Origin of the sequence: Sediminibacterium ginsengisoli, from assembly GCF_900167075.1 — a bacterium.
Taxonomy (GTDB): Bacteria; Bacteroidota; Bacteroidia; order Chitinophagales; family Chitinophagaceae; genus Sediminibacterium; species Sediminibacterium ginsengisoli.
This window is the reverse complement of record NZ_FUWH01000002.1, coordinates 265,638-280,437: the sequence shown is the minus strand read 5'-3', so window position 1 is coordinate 280,437 and position 14,800 is coordinate 265,638. Positions and strand designations below refer to the sequence as shown.

Sequence of the window (14,800 nt, the reverse complement as noted above, 5' to 3'; positions counted from 1 at the left end):
TTATGACCTGTAACAGCATGATTTTCAATACATAAGAATACGGCATATTCTTTGGCTACGTCTTACAAAACCAGCTTCATGATCAGGCATTTTTTTAAGACGACCATCCGGAATCTTTTCAGGAATAAGACCTATAGCTTTCTCAATATTTTTGGCCTGGCCATAGGCATTGCCTGTGCCGGGCTTATTTTTTTGTGGGTGGAAGATGAAACCACTTACGACAACAGTTATGCGAAAAAGGATCAGCTGTATGCGATCCGAACCAACCAGACTTACGATGGATTAACACGTACCTTCTCCTCATCTCCCGGTCCGCTGGCACAGGCAATAAAGACGGAGATCCCCGGCATTGTGAATACCTGCCGCGTCAACAACATGAATTCCCTTTTCACCATCGGCGAAAAGAGTGTGTATAAAAGAGGGGCATATGTAGACCCGTCTTATCTGAGCATGTTCACACCGGAGCTGATAGCCGGCGATGCAAAACATGCATTGGATCAGTTAAACTCGGTGATCATATCCGAGAAAATGGCAACTGTATTTTTCGGTAATCCTTTATCAGCAGCAGGCAAAATGATCAAGCTGGATAACAATCAGGAAATGCTTGTATCTGCTGTAATGAAAAACAGGCCGGCCAATACAACAATGGAGCATGAATGGCTTGCGCCTTATCAGAATTTCTACCTCAAAAATGACTGGCTGAACAACTGGGGAAGCAATGGCACCAATACCTATGCAGAATTAGCACCTGGCGCAAATCTTGCCGCGATCCAGCAAAAACTGCATGGCTTTATCGCACGTAAGGCAGAAGGAGCCATCGCGGATCCTTTTCTTTTTGCAATGAGCGACTGGCGTCTGCGCGATGAGTTCCAGGATGGCAAACAAAAAGGGGGCCGTATTGAGTATATCAGGCTGTTTATCGTAGTGGCATGGATCATTTTACTGATTGCCTGTATCAATTTTATGAACCTGGCAACTGCAAGGAGCGAAAAAAGAGCGCGCGAAGTGGGTGTGCGGAAAGTATTAGGTGCTGGCAAGCGATCCATGATCTTCCAGTTCATCGGCGAAGCGTTGTTTATGGCGGTGGTTGCAGCAGCGGCAGGGTTATTGTTGATCAGTATTGCGCTTCCTTTCTTCAATATCATGATTGAAAAGAAAATCTCGATGAACCTGACCCAGCCCTCTCACTTGTCCGCGCTGCTGCTGATCGCAGTGATATGCGGTTTTGTGGCCGGAAGTTATCCTGCGCTGTATCTATCCTCTTTCAACCCCGTGTATGTATTCAAAGGGATAAAAATAAAAAGCGGCAGTGCGGCATTCATCCGCAAAGGGCTGGTAGTACTGCAGTTTTCATTATCAGTCCTTTTTATCATCAGCACAGTAATCGTTTACCAGCAGATACAACATGTGAAGAACAGGGATCTTGGTTACGATAAAGACAATCTGCTCTCTGTGGAAGTGCATGGCGATATGGTCAAAAACTTTACCGCCATCAGGCAGGACCTGCTGAACAGCGGTTATATAGAAAATGCGGGCCTGAACAGCTTCAATACCATCAGTGTAGGTAACAATACATCCGGTCTCGAATGGCAGGGCAAGGAACCGGGCCGGGACATCCTTATCTCCAACCGTTATGTAAGTCCGGAGCTTATCCGGACCTTAAACATACAGATGCAGGAAGGAAGAACGTTTGAATCAACCGGCGCAGACAGCAACAACGTGATCATCAGCGCCTCATTTGCCGCATTGATGGGGCCGGGAAGCGCGCTGGGAAAGATCATCCGGAAACCCGACAATTCAGAAAGCGGGTATCGCCAGCTGACAGTTGTAGGCATAACCAGGGATTTCCTGTACGGTGATATGTATGGCCAGAAAAGCGATCCCGTTATTTTTTATGCAGATCCTTCTTCTGCACGTTTCCTATATATCCGGAGCAAAAAAGACGCAGATACCAAAAAGATGCTGGCTGTAACAGAAAACATCTTAAAGAAACACAATCCAGCCTATCCGTTCGATTATCGTTTTGTGAATGAGCAATTCAATGCGGTGTTCAAAAGCGAAATGCTGGTAGGCCAGCTCTCACGCATTTTTGCGATTCTGGCTGTCATCATTTCCTGTCTTGGCCTGTTTGGTCTCGCAGCGTATACGGCAGAGAGAAGAACCAAAGAGATCGGCATCCGTAAGATACTTGGCGCCAGCACTGCCGGTATTACGAAGCTGCTTTCCCGTGAATTCCTGCAGCTGGTACTCATTTCAAATATCATTGCGTTTCCTGCTGCATGGTGGGTAATGAATAAATGGTTACAGTCTTACCATTACCGGATCACTATCAGCTGGTGGGTATTTGCTGCGGCAGGTATTGCTGCATTGCTGATTGCCATTGCCACGGTCAGTGTTCAGTCTGTAAGAGCAGCCATGGCAAGTCCTGTTAAAAATCTCAGAACCGAATAGATCTCAGCCAATGATCAATGCAAAAGGCGCGGCAGCATGTCTGTCTGCGCCTTTTTGTATCCGGGAAGGAGAAAGTGCCCGGATTTGTAAAATAATAGGGATAAACAGGGCAAGTGTTTATCTTAGTGCAACTCAAATCCCGCATTATGCGTTTTTCCGCTTTCCTTATCACCTGTGTGCTATTGACCTTTCAGGCAAATGCACAGCAGTATTATCTTTTTGCCGGCACTTATACGAATGCAAACGAAAGCAAAGGTATTTATGTATATAAATTTGATGCTGAAACAGGAGCGGTAACATGGATCAGCAATACGGACAGTTGCACCAATCCTTCTTATATCACATTGTCGCGCAACGGTAAATATCTCTATTCGGTTAATGAAACAGGGCGGGATAAGCCGGGCCGGGTAAGTGCTTTTTCGTTCAGCAAATCGGATGGTTCGCTGACATTACTCAATACACAACCGAGTGGCGGAGATGACCCCTGCTTTGTAACAACCGACAAAAAAGGCAAATGGCTGTTTGCTGCCAATTACAGCGGCGGTAATCTTTCTGCTTTTCGCCTGAACAAAAACGGCAGCCTGCAGCCTTACACGCAGCTCATCCAGCACCAGGGAAGCAGTATCAATCAGAAAAGGCAGGACAAAGCACATGTTCATTCAACGTTTATCACACCCGATCAGCGATACATACTGGCCGCTGATCTCGGAATGGATATCATAGCGAGGTATCATTTTGACGAAAACAGGGAAGAGCCGCTGAAACGGATATCAAGCACAGCTGTTGAAGCAGGAAGCGGGCCGAGGCATATTGCATTTCATCCCCGTAAAAGTTTTGTCTACCTGATATCCGAACTGAGCGGTACGGTAACGGTATATGCAGATATACATGGCGGGCTGATCAAACAGCAAACCATCGCCACCCACCCGGATGATTTTAAAGGTCAGCCAGGAAGTGCCGACATACATCTTTCACCCGACGGCCACTTTCTTTACGCCAGCAACCGCGGCGAAGAAAACAACCTGGCCATTTTCTCTGTGGACAAGAAAAGCGGGCTGCTTACCAAAGTGGGTTACCAGGCAATCCCGGGCACTGGTCCGCGCAATTTCATCATCGACCCGAAAGGAAAATTCCTGCTGGTTGCCAATCAGAAGACCAACAACATTGTGATCTATAAAAGAGATGAACAAACCGGCTTGCTGCAACAATTGCCGCAACAGGTAAACCTGCCGGCACCAGTTTGCCTTCAATTATTAAAAATGAAATAACTGCTATGTCCGTAAGTCTTGCCAGCGAACAGTCTCTCACCAGGGAGCAGAACAGTTACCAGCATATTTACTTTACAATGCTGGGCTGGCAGGTGACAGGAAAATCTGCGCTGACGGAAGAAACAATCGATATACTTTCAGAACTCATTCTTCAGCATGGATTTATTCCTTATAAAGCGCATCCACAACCTCCGTATTTCGCTCTGATCCTCTCCATTCTGCAGGAGTCGCGGAAAACATCTGTTTTATCACAATACCAGGCTGCGCTTGAAAAAGAATATCACTTCTGGATGGAAGGCAGCGACCAGGTAACAACAGAACAGCCGGTACATAAAAGCGTTGTACGCATGCCAAACGGCTGCATTCTCAACCGCTATCCTCCTTCTAGTGATGAACAGGCCGCTGAAGAAGCTACCGGGTGGGCAGGCACCAAACGCTGGCAGCAGGGAACACCGAATCCGTTTTTTAATACGATCCCTGTTGATCTTAACTGTCTGCTGCTGTTTTATGAAGCCACACTGTTGTCGGTTTACCAGGAGCAGAACGACAAAGAGCAGATAGACCGGATGCTTTACCAGATATTACGGAGAGAAAAAACGATACAGCAATATTGCTGGGACAAGGACCGTGGCTTCTTTACAGATTATGATTTCGGGTTGCAACAGTTTTCTGAAGCGTTAACACTGGCGGGTATTTACCCGTTATTCTTCAAACTTGCGTCCGGAACACAGGCGAAACAAGCTTTAAAATTACTGGAAACAGTTCTGCTTGAAGCGGATGGGCTTGCTGTTACACTCAACAAAGACGCGCATATAAAGCAACTTCCTGTTGCTGCAGTAATGCAATGGATCAGCTACAAGGGTCTGATGAATTATCACCTGCTTACAGCGGCGGTCATGATCAGGGAAAGATGGATGCAGGCAAACACAAGCGAAAACAGGGATCCTGTGGCCACATCGGTTTACCTAAAATTGCAGAAAAGCTGATGCTCAGAAACTATTCAGCCTGGCACGTTTTAACTGGTATTGGAAAGCACCGAGCACGATCAGGAACATTCCGGTCATCAGGAAAAAATATTGCAGGAAATTATCATTTCCCAGAATAACCATCTGTACTACCACACAGGTCATCACAACAATTCCCTGAACAATAATAAAAAAGGGATAATAACGGTTATTCTTCAGAACAAGTATGATCGTGAAAAGTGCGAACAGGCCCAGTGCTACTACAAGTATCCAGCCCGGAATATAAAAATCATTGAACACGCTTCCTCTCAGCAGGGTATGCGAGAGGCCAACTGATGCTCCCGACGGATCCTGGATCATCCGGGCACCGAAATACAGGTTGCATACAGCAACAAGCACAAGGATTGCAATCGAAAGCAGGCGCGTTGTTTTCATACAGGCAGATTTAACATGAATAACACCTGTTAAATTACAACCCCTTTATTCATTCTGCAAGTGCCCTGCCTACCGCTTTATCCACCGTCATTGCACTTTTTCAGAACAATCAGGGCAGTTTTGCCTTTTTGGCTGCAAGTACTTCTATATCGAATACCAGCACACTGTTGGGCGGGATCTTGCTGCTGCGGGTACGCATCCCATATGCCTGTGCCGATGGTATGATCACCCGGATCTTACCGCCTACTTTGGATTTCGGTATAGCGAGTTGCCAGCCCCTGATCAGGCGTTTCAGCGGGAATGTAGCGGGCTTGTCCTTTGTACGGTCAAACTCCACACCATCATTCAATACAAATCCCCTGTAGTTAACAGTCACAGTATCTGTCACTTCCACCGCCTCGCCTGTTCCCGCCTGCAGAATATGATAATACACACCTTCCACACTTCCGGTGGTATCCAGTTTTTTGGCAGCTACGGAATCCGCGATCATCTTTTTGTCGCGTGTCGCCTGCTTTGCGCTGTCTGCGTTCTTAGTCCAGTCTATTGCCGGCTTCTGTTTCTGTTCCAGCCTGTTGAATACATTTCCATACCGACCTTCGCCTTTCTGGAAACCGCCGTTCCAGAGGAAATATTTGCCATCAGCAGTTGTGCCGCCGCCAATATCGATGCGGTCTTTCGCCCTTCCGGTGGCATCGCTTGAAAAGCTGGCTTTTGTAAGTTCCTGCCAGTTACCGTTGCTGCCCTGGATCCATTGATTGCTGAAGAATGCCTTACGCTGGAGCTGCCCGTCTGAACCACTGAAATTTTCTACAAAAGAATAGGGATTGAGCAGATAGCGGCCATCCTGCGGAGCCCTGAATGCCGCGATCAGTTTCCATTTCTGCACTTCCGGAACATAAAAATAAGCGCTGTAGATGGTGCTTGTGGTGGCACTGTCGGGCAATGCCGTTACAACGAATTTATAAGTCTCCCCTGCCTTCCAGTTATATACCCAGTGGCTATGTCCGCCTGTTCCTTCATTGCCAAAACTTTCGGTCACAACATCTTCACCTTTGCCGATCAGGCTGACCTTATTTGAATCCGCTACCTTTTTGCGATCTGCCGGCTCTTTACCGGCATCCCATACAGAGAAGATGATCCTGCGTTCTGTGGCACTGTTTACCTGCATACCGAAATAACCTCTTGTAAAACCAGTGGCCATATAAAAGCTGTGTACAGGATCGGATCCAGCGGGAACGGTTATTTCATTGTAAAAGGCAATGGTCTTAAAGGTGTCGAGCACATGATAACGCATATGCACCGATGCTGCATTACGTCTGGTTTTCAGGTTGGCGCTGAGATCACCCGCCGCTTCTCCGGCAAGTTTAAGTGAAGCAATAGATGCAATGCGTGCACCTGCTTTTTTAACGGCTTCAAGTTCGATGGAATAAAAGCCGCTGTCTGGTAATGCCACTTTTCCTACCTGTATGGTTCTGAAAGAATCGGCGGCGGGAATATCAACTGTAAATAGTTTTCCGGCCAGTTTAACGCGCAGTTTGCTGCCTGCAACAGAATTTTTTGCATTCAGCGCAAGCGACAATTCTCCTTTTTTACGCGCGAAGAAAAAATAGCTGATCTTTTGAGCCGGATCACTCCATTGCAACGAACCATCCTTTTCTGAAAAAACCTGTTCACTGTTCTTTTCTGCGGGAACGGCATAGCCGGTTGCACCGGGCAGAACAAGTTCCTGGGCATCAGTATAGTTAAGGAATGAAAGGATGAATACGGCAAGAATGAAACTTCTCATAAAGTCTGGTTTGAAGTTTCAAACATACTAAAAAAGGCCTCACACCGAGCGCAGCAGGTCGCGGAACCAGTAGCCGGATTGCTTGATGGTTCGGAGTTGTGTTTTAAAATCCACATGCACCAGTCCGAAACGGGCGGCGTAACCTTCAGACCATTCAAAATTATCGGTCAGCGTCCAGGCAAAGTAACCGCCGATATTGATGCCTTCTTTTTTAGCCCTGAGCATCGCCGAAATATAGTCTTTGAAGTACGCGATCCTTTTTTCATCGTTCACCACACCATTTACTACCTGGTCTTTAAAGGATGCGCCGTTTTCGCTTACGATGATCTCCTTCACACCGCCGTAAAGCCAGAAACGTTTGATCATACGGTAAAAGCTGTCGGAGTTGATTTCCCAACCCATATCCGTATGTGGTACTTTACGCGTGGCAGCTTTCACTTCCATGGCATGTATGTATGGAATGAGTGCGTTGTATTTTACCGTGGTGGCGAAGTAATTCTGGATACCTATGAAATCGAAATTGAAAGCCATGCGTTCGGTATATTTCCACGCTTTATTATGCAGATGGATCTTATCGAGCAGCGGGAAATGATCTTCATGCGGGTATCCCCGGCCAAGTACCGGCTCTATGAATAAACGGTTCAATAATACATCCGCTCTTTTTGCTGCCATGAGGTCTTCATCCCTGCCGGTATGCGCCATTACTTCGCTGCAGGAAAACGTAGTACCGATGTTTGCACCTCGCACCGCTGTTCTTACAAGCCGGCCTCCTTCGGCGGTGCACAATGCTGCGTTATGAATAGCCGGAAGAAAGTTAGACAAACCCGTTTTTCCCGGCGCGTGTTTTCCCATCATATATCCCAGCGAGGTAAAGCCCATCGGCTCATTCATCACGATCCAGTTCTTCACCCTGTCGCCAAAAGCTTCCGTACACACGTTTACAAAACGTGTGAACCATTTCAGCATCTGGTGACTCGTCCAGCCCCCGTTCTTTTCCAGTTCCTGGGGAAGATCCCAGTGATAGAGTGTAACATAGGGTACAAGATCCAGGGCAAGGCATTCGTCTATCAGTTTGTTGTAAAACGCAATACCCTCTTTATTCACACGCCCCATTCCTTCGGGTAGTACACGGCTCCAGGAAATGGAAAAGCGGAACACGCGGAAGCCCAGGGCTTTCACCAGTACAAGGTCGTCTTTGTAGCGGTGATAGAAATCACAGGCTTCATAAGGTTTGGCGGCGCCTTTGATCTTTCCCTGTCGGCGGGAGAATACATCCCAGATGGAAAGACCGCGGCCATCGATATTATATGCGCCTTCATTCTGCGCGGCGGCCATGGCCACACCCCACTGAAAATCGGGCCCGAAGGCTTTGGCTGATATATGCTGGTATTGTTGCAAGCCTGTTTTGCTGCTAAGTTGAAGCTTCGTGCCAACAAAACAACATTAATTTAATATTATCAAAATTTCATATCAGAAAAACGGGTATAAAATATTGCAGTTCCGATGCTTATTTTTACAATATGATAAGCTATAACCCTAAAGAGTGGCTGCGTTTTATTTTCCGTTTTCACAGGGCAGATACCATTCGCAAACTATTCCCGCTGATCGTGGCCATCTGTCTTTACTCCTGGCTGATCACTTTTGTAGAACTGGAATACCTTCCCGCTTCCATTACCAATTTCACAAAGAATATACCAACCATGCACAGCCTGCTGGGCTTTGCGATTTCAATGCTGCTGGTTTTCAGAACCAATACCGCCTACGACAGATGGTGGGAAGGCCGCAAACTCTGGGGCTCTCTCGTGAATAACAGCAGGAACCTGGCGTTGAAAATGAACAGCCTGCTGCCGGTTGACGATCAGAAGAACAGGAGTTTTTTCAGGAAAAGCATTGCCCTTTTCGCAAGTGAGCTGAAGCAACACCTGCAGAACGAAAAGACAAGGCTGGCGCTGGATGATAACCCGCATCCGGAGATACAGGGTTTCGATACCAGCAAACATATCCCCGCGCAGATCGTTGCGCTGATGATGACCAAGGTAAACCTGCTCCACCGCGATGGACAGATCAACGGTTACCAGCTGATGATGCTGAACGGGGAACTGCAGTCGTTTATGGATGTCTGCGGTGCCTGCGAGCGGATCAAGAATACGCCCATACCTTATTCATACAGCGTGTTCATCAAGAAATTCGTCTTCTTTTACGTGATTACCCTGCCACTGGGATTTGCACATACGTTCAGCTATTTCAGCATTCCCATTGTGGCATTTATCTTTTATGTGCTGGCGAGCCTCGAACTCATCGCAGAGGAAATAGAAGACCCCTTCGGCAAGGATGAGAACGATCTGCCGATGAAAAAAATGAGTGATAACATTGCTCGGAACGTGCAGGAAATACTCCACTGACAGCTCATTTCACAGCAATATGACCCGTAAGCCCGGCCTGTAAGCCGGGCTTATTTTTTATCGATTTATTCGTTAACAACTTCATAATCAATAAATTATACCTAAACATCTTTGTTTTATCAATCTTTTTTCAAAAAATTAAACAAACGTTTGATTAATTCAAACATTTGTTTAATTTTGCTCCCGCATTTAAACGATCCCTATGAGTAGTACAGATAAAAAAGACGTAATTATCCAGGCGGCCATCGAACTGTTTTCAGAGAATGGTTTTGAAGGTACTTCCATCCGTGATCTCGCTGCCAAAGCCGATGTGAACGTGGCAATGGTCAATTATTATTTCGGATCGAAGGAGAAACTCTTCGAAGCGATGGTGGAACAGAAAGCTTCTTTTATCCGCGAAAAACTGGAAGAGATCGTTAACGACCCCGGCAAATCTGAACTCGAAAAAGTAGACATGGTGATAGAGAACTACGTGAACCGCCTGGTGAGCCAGCATAAATACCACCGTGTGATCCATCATGAACTGATGCTGCAGAAAAGGCAGTCGCTCCACGACAATATCATTGCCGTTTTTACCAAGAACAGGAATGTAATGATCAATATCCTGGAAGCGGGCATCCGTAAAAAGATTTTCCGTGAAGTGGATATCGAGCTTACGCTCGTTACAATGATGGGTACTATCAACCAGGTGCTGCTTTCAAGGCCTATGTGCAGAATGCTTGTAGAGCAGGGTGCTGATTTTGATCCGTATACCAATGAACAGTTCAAGCAAAGATTGATCAAACATATACAGCAGGTGATGCACGCCCACCTGCTTTATCCTAATGCTTAATACCATTACCAACCAGGCTGTATGACGCCGGTTAACCGAAACAATACAAACTAAACAGTCATGTCCAAGCAAGCAAACAAACCAAAAAAATCTCCGGTAAGGATCATCATCCTTTCAGCTGTATTCATCGTAGCCGCATACCTGGGCTACACAAAGATCAGCTATGCAATGACCCATGAGACCACCGATAACGCTCAGGTGGAAACCCAGATCACACCCGTACTTCCGCGCGTGGCGGGGTATGTAAAATCCGTTGCAGTTAAGGATTACGATTCGGTAAAAGCTGGCCAGCTGCTCGTTGAACTCGACGATGCGGAACTGCAGACACAACTGCTCGAAATGGAAGCAGATTACAGGCAGACGCAGGTTGATGTGATCAATGCAAAAGCTGCGCTGAACAATGCCCTTGTTTCGCTGAAAGTGAACAAAGGCAATATCGACCTCAGCAGTATGCGTAAAAAGAAAGCCGAAGATGATCTCAAACGCGATCAGAACCTTTTCAACGACCAGGCGATCACAAGGAAGCAACTTGACGACAGCAGGTTCAATGCGGAAACTGCAGACCAGCAGTTCCAGAACAGCAAAACAGACCTCACTTCTGCCGAAAGCCGTATTGCCGTATTGCAGGCAGGTGTGCAGAAAGCGGAAGCTGCGCTGGGAGTAAAACAAGCCAAGATCGAACAGACAAAACTGAAACTCACTTACACAAAGATCTTTGCACCGCAGGCAGGTAAGATCGGCAAGAAAAATATTTCTGAAGGTCAGTATGTACAACCCGGTACGCCGCTCTTCTCTATCGTGAACGACACCACGTTCTGGGTAGTTGCCAATTTCAAGGAAAACCAGCTGAAGAAACTCTATCCCGGCAAAGAAGTGGATCTTGAGATGGATGCATATCCCGACGTAAAACTGACAGGTGTGATCGAAAGCCTGAGTGAAGCTACAGGAGCCAAGTTCTCCCTGCTGCCTCCGGATAACGCCAGCGGCAACTTCGTGAAAGTTACACAGCGCGTACCTGTAAAGATCAATATCAAAGACATCAACAAACACAGGGACATACTGCGTGCCGGCTTAAGTGTATATGTAAGCGCTGCCAACAGCAAATAATGCTGCATCAAACGCAGGTATCATTCATCCCATTTATGTTGAAAAAAGATTTTTATGGCAACTCCTAAAGGCTTTGCAAGGGCGATCATAGTGATCACCACGGTTACAGCGGCTATCATGGAGCTGATAGACACGTCGATCGTGAACGTGGCCCTCAGCGATATGAGCGGCAGCCTTGGTGTGAATATCGAAGATATCAGCTGGGTTATCACCTCTTATGCAATTGCCAACGTAATCATTATCCCGCTTACAGGCTTCCTTGCGGAATATTTCGGAAGGAAGAATTACTATATCGCTTCCATGATCATTTTCACGGTAGCATCTTATATGTGCGGCCAGTCCACCAGCCTTATCGAGATCATTATCTGGCGGTTTGTGCAGGGTGTGGGCGGCGGTGCGCTGCTCTCCACGTCGCAGGCTATACTCTTCGATGCCTTCGAGCCGAAAGACCGGCCTATCGCATCGGGCTTATTCGGTATGGGACTTGTATTAGGCCCTACATTAGGACCAACACTCGGTGGTTATATCATAGACCATGCATCCTGGCCGCTGATCTTTATGATCAATATCCCGATTGGTATCCTCGCTACATTCCTCTCCTTCTCATTCATCGAAAAGAAGCAGGGCGAAGGGAAAAACAAAAAAAATATCAAGATCGATTATACCGGTATCATGCTGCTGACAGTCGGGATCGGCAGTTTGCAATACATGCTCGAGAGAGGAGAATCCGAAGATTGGTTCAGCAGTAAAACCATTATTGTAACATCTATTCTTGCAGCGGCCGGCCTGATCGCTTTTATCTGGTACGAGCTGAAAGTAAAATCACCCGCGGTAAACCTGAGGGTACTGAATAACAGGAACCTTGCATTTACCACCATCTTCACTTTTGTAGTGGGTGTAGGGCTTTTCACTTCTGTATTCGTATTCCCGGTACTGGCACAGCGAACGTTGGGTTATACCGCTTATGAAACGGGTCTTACACTCCTTGCTCCAACCATGATCACGGTACTGATGATGCCGATCATTGGAAAGCTCATGAGCAAAGGCATTTCTCCGATTCCATTTGTGGTGATCGGGTTCCTGCTCTTTGCAGCTTACTCGTGGCTGAGTGCAGGTGTAAGTCCGGATGTGAACAAAAACGACTTTTTCTTCCCGCTGGCGCTGAGAGCAGTAGGTATCAGCATGGTACAGTTACCGCTGATCAACCAGGCTGTGGCAGGATTACAACCAAAAGATTATGCATCGGGTATCGCGCTGAACAATATGATCAGGCAACTTGGCGGCGCTTTCGGTATCGCGCTCGCCAACAATTACATCGCTCACCAGTATGCGCAGCATCGTTACGATCTGGTATCGAAAATAACCGGCGAATCGCAGATGTTCATAGAACGCAGCAATACCATTGCACAGGGAATCATTGCCCGGACGGGCGATGTGGCGGGCGCAGGCACAAAAGCTGTGGCAACGATCAACAATCTCGTAGACAGGCAGGCCTATTTCCTTTCTTACCTGGATACGTTCAGGCTGATCACCATCTTCTTCATACTGGTAATACCACTGGTTGGTTTTCTCAGGGTGAAGAAAAAATCAGCCGCTGAAATGGCAGCAACCATGAAAGCAGCGGCAGAAGCGCATTAAACCAGGCGGCAGACCGCTGCCGTTGAGAAATAATAAAGACCAAAAAACAAGACATGAAAAAGATATCCATCACAATAGCCGTTTTCCTTGCAGCCGTTTCACTGCAGGCGCAGGTGACGGTGAACAGCGAGCTGAAAACGCTCATCACAAAATCCTTCGGTTATTTCCCGAGGATCAAAGAAGCGGAGAACATGGTTGTTACCGCACAGGAAAAATTAACGCTCACCCAACTCAACAAATTACCGGATGTAACCGGCGACGCATCTTATGCCTATGTAAAACCGAAGATCGAAATCCCGCTGAACGGTACCGATTTCCAGTTTGCACCTGTACATAACCTGAACGGAGCAGTGAACGCTACTTATGCACTTTTCGATTTCGGTCGGCTGCAGGCAAATATCAATCGTTCAAAAGATGATCTGCAATATGCAAAACATAATGTGGAATATGCCCGTGCCCAACTGGCCAATCAGGTTGCGAATGTTTATTACAACATTGTTTACCTGCAGAAAGCGATCCGTATTCAGGACGATGTACTGAATTATCTCACAGAGAACAAACGGATCGTGGAAAGCCAGCTGAGGAACGGCAATGCACTGAAGATCGACCTGCTGAATATCCAAGCATCCATCGACAATGAAGAGAACCGTAAAGCGGATCTGAAAAACAGCCTGCAGAAGCAACTCAACCTGCTCGAATACACTACAGGCATCAGTCAGAGTACCGGAACAGCTTTTGACTTCGACATCAGTCTTACCGATGCTTCAAGCGCACTGGGTATTGCACAAACCGAAAACCTTGACTTTACATTGGCGAAAGACAAGATCACACAGGCACAAAGTGATCTTGCTATTACCAAACTGGCAGAAAAACCAACCGTGGGTGTTAAAGCTGCTGTAGGTGTAAAAAATGGCTATGTGCCTTACATCAACGACATGCGCTTCAACTATATGGCGGGCATTTCATTTTCCGTACCTATTTATAACGGAGGGCGTAATAAACAACAGCAGAAACTCCAGCAGAACATTATCAGGCAGAATGAAATGGCCGTGGAAACACTGAGCAACAATTACAAAAAAGATATTCAGCAGGCATTGACAGATATTGCCACCAACCTGGAACGCATCAAAAATACGCAGGGGCAGATAGACCAGGCCAAAGCCGCTCAGGTGCTTGCCACCAACCGTTTCACAAACGGCACCGGCACAAACCTGGAGATCACCAATGCGAGCACCAACGTACAGCGAGCGGAGCTTACCAAACTGCAGTATGAATACCAGTTATGCCTGGCTAAAGTTGAGCTGACAAAATTGATGGGTTACCAATACTGGCAATGATCCTCCATACGGAAAAACCCGGAAGACCGGAAGATGAATAACAGCGGAATTGAATGACCAGTTGACTTTCGGGCTTTCCGTATGGTGGTTTTATTATCTTTTCATTTTAGGTTTGGACAAGGGGTTGCAGCAATGCGCCCCTTTTTTGTGCCGCTTATTTTGCCTCAAACCAGATCGGTTTTGTTTCGTCAGGATCGGCGTTGTAATTGATAAACAGTTCTTCGCCCGCAGCAACATCTTTTACTGTAGTGATCCGTATGGTTTCGGATTCATAATCCATTTCGTACAGGCAGTTGGCGGAATAGGAATGATTGTACATGGAAAGGTAACCGAGTGCCACACAGGCGCTTTTATAATCATCACCCCATTCGAAGATATAATCGAAGAGCATGGTCTTTTCTGCATGTGCACGTTCTTCCGGGTCGAGCACCAGCACGGGAGAGATTTCGATAATGGTACCTGAGGCCAGGGGTTCGGTCGTAAATACGCCGCGGCCGCGGTCTCCGGAAGGGGCAATGGTCAGGCAGGGTAATAGCATAGGCGCAAGCTACGGTTCAAATATCATATAACAAACACGTG

The 14,800-nt window shown here is 46.9% G+C and carries 12 protein-coding genes; 8 read left to right on the top strand and 4 right to left on the bottom strand.

Features of this window, described 5'->3' with window-relative positions:
- Window positions 1-78: 78 nt before the first annotated feature.
- From B5D42_RS04310 to B5D42_RS04300, 3 genes are all read left to right on the top strand, one after another.
- Entirely contained in the window at window positions 79-2,451 is a 2,373-nt protein-coding gene (locus tag B5D42_RS04310) for an ABC transporter permease (RefSeq protein WP_078830494.1), read from the top strand.
- A 146-nt stretch (window positions 2,452-2,597) separates the two neighbouring features.
- Window positions 2,598-3,719 (top strand): lactonase family protein, encoded by a 1,122-nt coding sequence (locus B5D42_RS04305; protein WP_078830212.1) that lies wholly within the window; start codon window positions 2,598-2,600, stop codon window positions 3,717-3,719.
- A gap of 5 nt (window positions 3,720-3,724) precedes the next feature.
- Window positions 3,725-4,705 (top strand): trehalase family glycosidase, encoded by a 981-nt coding sequence (locus tag B5D42_RS04300; RefSeq protein ID WP_078830211.1) that lies wholly within the window; start codon window positions 3,725-3,727, stop codon window positions 4,703-4,705.
- A gap of 3 nt (window positions 4,706-4,708) precedes the next feature.
- Here the strand turns inward: B5D42_RS04300 and B5D42_RS04295 are convergent, their stop codons facing one another.
- From B5D42_RS04295 to B5D42_RS04285, 3 genes are all read right to left on the bottom strand, one after another.
- Window positions 4,709-5,119, bottom strand: coding sequence for a hypothetical protein (locus B5D42_RS04295; protein ID WP_078830210.1), 411 nt, complete (start codon window positions 5,117-5,119; stop codon window positions 4,709-4,711).
- 109 nt (window positions 5,120-5,228) lie between these two features.
- Window positions 5,229-6,905 carry a DUF3472 domain-containing protein gene (locus tag B5D42_RS04290; RefSeq protein ID WP_078830209.1) on the bottom strand — a complete coding sequence of 559 codons (1,677 nt, stop codon included), beginning with the start codon at window positions 6,903-6,905 and terminating at the stop codon, window positions 5,229-5,231.
- A 39-nt stretch (window positions 6,906-6,944) separates the two neighbouring features.
- Entirely contained in the window at window positions 6,945-8,303 is a 1,359-nt protein-coding gene (locus tag B5D42_RS04285) for a GH1 family beta-glucosidase (RefSeq protein ID WP_078830208.1), read from the bottom strand.
- Between the two features lie 122 nt (window positions 8,304-8,425).
- Here B5D42_RS04285 and B5D42_RS04280 point away from each other — a divergent pair, with 122 nt between their 5' ends.
- The 5 genes from B5D42_RS04280 (at window position 8,426) to B5D42_RS04260 (ending at window position 14,221) form a co-directional block, all read left to right on the top strand.
- Window positions 8,426-9,307: a bestrophin family protein gene (locus B5D42_RS04280; RefSeq protein WP_078830207.1), complete on the top strand. Its 882-nt coding sequence runs from the start codon at window positions 8,426-8,428 to the stop codon at window positions 9,305-9,307.
- Window positions 9,308-9,509: 202 nt separating this feature from the next.
- On the top strand, window positions 9,510-10,139 hold the full coding sequence (locus tag B5D42_RS04275) for a TetR family transcriptional regulator (protein WP_078830206.1): 630 nt from the start codon (window positions 9,510-9,512) through the stop codon (window positions 10,137-10,139).
- A 60-nt stretch (window positions 10,140-10,199) separates the two neighbouring features.
- Window positions 10,200-11,246, top strand: coding sequence for an HlyD family secretion protein (locus B5D42_RS04270; protein WP_078830205.1), 1,047 nt, complete (start codon window positions 10,200-10,202; stop codon window positions 11,244-11,246).
- Window positions 11,247-11,300: 54 nt separating this feature from the next.
- Entirely contained in the window at window positions 11,301-12,884 is a 1,584-nt protein-coding gene (locus B5D42_RS04265; RefSeq protein WP_078830204.1) for a DHA2 family efflux MFS transporter permease subunit, read from the top strand.
- Window positions 12,885-12,937: 53 nt separating this feature from the next.
- Window positions 12,938-14,221, top strand: coding sequence for a TolC family protein (locus B5D42_RS04260; RefSeq protein ID WP_078830203.1), 1,284 nt, complete (start codon window positions 12,938-12,940; stop codon window positions 14,219-14,221).
- Window positions 14,222-14,375: 154 nt separating this feature from the next.
- On the opposite strand, the gene B5D42_RS04255 is transcribed toward B5D42_RS04260, so the two are convergent.
- Window positions 14,376-14,759 carry an SET domain-containing protein gene (locus B5D42_RS04255; RefSeq protein WP_078830202.1) on the bottom strand — a complete coding sequence of 128 codons (384 nt, stop codon included), beginning with the start codon at window positions 14,757-14,759 and terminating at the stop codon, window positions 14,376-14,378.
- Between the last annotated feature and the right edge of the window lie 41 nt (window positions 14,760-14,800).

What these genes read in the sequence shown, in the direction of transcription:
- B5D42_RS04305 (WP_078830212.1), top strand. Translation starts at nt 2,598, where the DNA reads ATGCGTTTTTCCGCTTTCCTTATCACCTGTGTGCTATTGACCTTTCAG.
- B5D42_RS04260 (WP_078830203.1), top strand. Translation starts at nt 12,938, where the DNA reads ATGAAAAAGATATCCATCACAATAGCCGTTTTCCTTGCAGCCGTTTCA.
- B5D42_RS04265 (WP_078830204.1), top strand. Translation starts at nt 11,301, where the DNA reads ATGGCAACTCCTAAAGGCTTTGCAAGGGCGATCATAGTGATCACCACG.
- B5D42_RS04290 (WP_078830209.1), bottom strand. Translation starts at nt 6,905, where the DNA reads ATGAGAAGTTTCATTCTTGCCGTATTCATCCTTTCATTCCTTAACTAT.
- B5D42_RS04270 (WP_078830205.1), top strand. Translation starts at nt 10,200, where the DNA reads ATGTCCAAGCAAGCAAACAAACCAAAAAAATCTCCGGTAAGGATCATC.
- B5D42_RS04280 (WP_078830207.1), top strand. Translation starts at nt 8,426, where the DNA reads ATGATAAGCTATAACCCTAAAGAGTGGCTGCGTTTTATTTTCCGTTTT.
- B5D42_RS04275 (WP_078830206.1), top strand. Translation starts at nt 9,510, where the DNA reads ATGAGTAGTACAGATAAAAAAGACGTAATTATCCAGGCGGCCATCGAA.
- B5D42_RS04255 (WP_078830202.1), bottom strand. Translation starts at nt 14,759, where the DNA reads ATGCTATTACCCTGCCTGACCATTGCCCCTTCCGGAGACCGCGGCCGC.
- B5D42_RS04300 (WP_078830211.1), top strand. Translation starts at nt 3,725, where the DNA reads ATGTCCGTAAGTCTTGCCAGCGAACAGTCTCTCACCAGGGAGCAGAAC.
- B5D42_RS04310 (WP_078830494.1), top strand. Translation starts at nt 79, where the DNA reads ATGATCAGGCATTTTTTTAAGACGACCATCCGGAATCTTTTCAGGAAT.
- B5D42_RS04295 (WP_078830210.1), bottom strand. Translation starts at nt 5,119, where the DNA reads ATGAAAACAACGCGCCTGCTTTCGATTGCAATCCTTGTGCTTGTTGCT.